The following is a 1,563-nucleotide window of genomic DNA, read 5'->3' as shown; positions in this document are numbered from 1 at the left end:
ACGCTCGCGCCCTGATCCCCGCCCTCTGACCGGACGCCGCGGAGACGCCACCCGTGCTCGACAACCTGATGCAGCTCGCCGCCGACCCGGCCGTCTGGGCCGCGCTCGCCACCCTCGTCGTGATGGAGGTGGTGCTCGGCATCGACAACCTGATCTTCATCTCGATCATCACCAACAAGCTGCCGCCCGAGCATCAGCAGCGGGCGCGGCGCATCGGCATCGGCCTCGCCCTCGTGCTGCGGCTGGGGCTGCTCGGCACCGTCGCCTTCATCGTGCAGCTGACCGAGCCGATCTTCGAGATCTTCGGCAAGGCCTTCTCCTGGCGCGACCTGATCCTGATCGCGGGCGGCCTGTTCCTGCTCTGGAAGGCCACGAAGGAGATTCACGAGAGCGTGGATCCGCACGCCGACGAGAAGGGCCCGGGCGCGGCCCTCGGCTTCTCGGCGGCGATCGGCCAGATCCTCCTGCTCGACCTCGTCTTCTCGATCGATTCGATCATCACGGCGGTCGGCATGACCGAGCACGTGCCCGTGATGATGATCGCGGTGATCGTCGCCGTGACGGTGATGCTGCTCGCCGCCGACCCGCTCTCGCGCTTCATCGCCGCCAACCCGACGGTGGTGATGCTGGCGCTGGGCTTCCTCATCATGATCGGCATGGTGCTGATCGCGGAGGGCTTCGGGGCGCACGTGCAGAAGGGCTACATCTACACCGCGATGGCCTTCTCGGCGGGTGTGGAGGGCCTGAACATGCTGGCCCGGCGGCGCAAGCGGGCCAAAGCGGGCCGGGGCGAGGCCCCGTCCCCCCGGATCGACACGGTCCAGAGGAAGGCGGGCCGCGCCTGAGGCGCGGCCGTCTCCGGCCTATTTCTGCTTGGCGATGACCTTGTCCTTGATCCCCTCGTAGACGCTCTCGGACAGGATCTTCTTCGAGACGAGCTCGTCCTTGCCGCGGTAGGGGCGGCCCTTGATGATCGCGGCCGAGCGCGCGCTGCCGATGCCGGGCAGGGCGTCGAGTTCGGCGGCGCTGGCGCTGTTGAGGTCGATCAGCGCCGTCTTGGCGGCGTTGGGCGACCCGGCGACGGGCGCGCTCGGGGCCTTCGGCGCGGCCGGCGTGGCGGGCGCCGCGGGCGCGGGCTTCGTCGGCGCGGCGGGGCTCGGCGCGGAGGGGGCCGGCGCCTGCGCGAGGGCCGGCGCGGCGGCCAGCGCGGTCAGCAGGGCGAGGGTGCGCAGGATGGGGCGGGTGGACGAGACCATGGCGGTTCTCCGGATCAGTCCCGGCCCCTTGGACGAGGCCGGCCCCACGAACGTGGGGTCTGCCGCTTGAACTGCCGCTTAACGCCGGGCGCGTTCTGCGTTAAGTGCGGGCCGCAAGGCAGGGCAGGCGGGCGGCCTCTAGTCAGGGACGTCGGCCGACGCTATAAGCGCGCCCTCGAATCTCCGTGTCCGGCGGTGCACGAGGCGCTCCTCGCTCCGAGGAGCCGCCCGCGCGCCGCTTTGCCGTCATCCGCCAGATCGAAGGATTGATCCCATGGCCGTTCCGAAGCGAAAGACCTCCCCCTCC

Annotated in this window: 2 protein-coding genes; one reads left to right on the top strand and one right to left on the bottom strand. The window is 70.6% G+C overall.

All coding sequences use genetic code 11. The features are described from left to right. The first annotated feature begins 68 nt into the window (after positions 1–68). On the top strand, positions 69–845 hold the full coding sequence (locus AX737_RS17035) for a TerC family protein (RefSeq protein ID WP_066923495.1): 777 nt from the start codon (positions 69–71) through the stop codon (positions 843–845). An 18-nt stretch (positions 846–863) separates the two neighbouring features. Here the strand turns inward: AX737_RS17035 and AX737_RS17030 are convergent, their stop codons facing one another. Further along, a complete protein-coding gene (locus tag AX737_RS17030) occupies positions 864–1,256 on the bottom strand; it encodes a helix-hairpin-helix domain-containing protein (RefSeq protein WP_066923492.1) in 393 nt (130 codons plus the stop codon). Between the last annotated feature and the right edge of the window lie 307 nt (positions 1,257–1,563).

Source organism: Methylobacterium sp. CCH5-D2, from assembly GCF_001556475.1.
Classification (GTDB): domain Bacteria; phylum Pseudomonadota; class Alphaproteobacteria; order Rhizobiales; family Beijerinckiaceae; genus Methylobacterium; species Methylobacterium hispanicum.
The sequence above is the reverse complement of the archived record's forward strand: the minus strand, read 5'-3'. Positions and strand labels throughout refer to the sequence as shown.

Bases quoted from the DNA above. Each gene is read 5' to 3' on its own strand.
- AX737_RS17030 (WP_066923492.1), bottom strand. From the start codon at position 1,256: ATGGTCTCGTCCACCCGCCCCATCCTGCGCACCCTCGCCCTGCTGACC.
- AX737_RS17035 (WP_066923495.1), top strand. From the start codon at position 69: ATGCAGCTCGCCGCCGACCCGGCCGTCTGGGCCGCGCTCGCCACCCTC.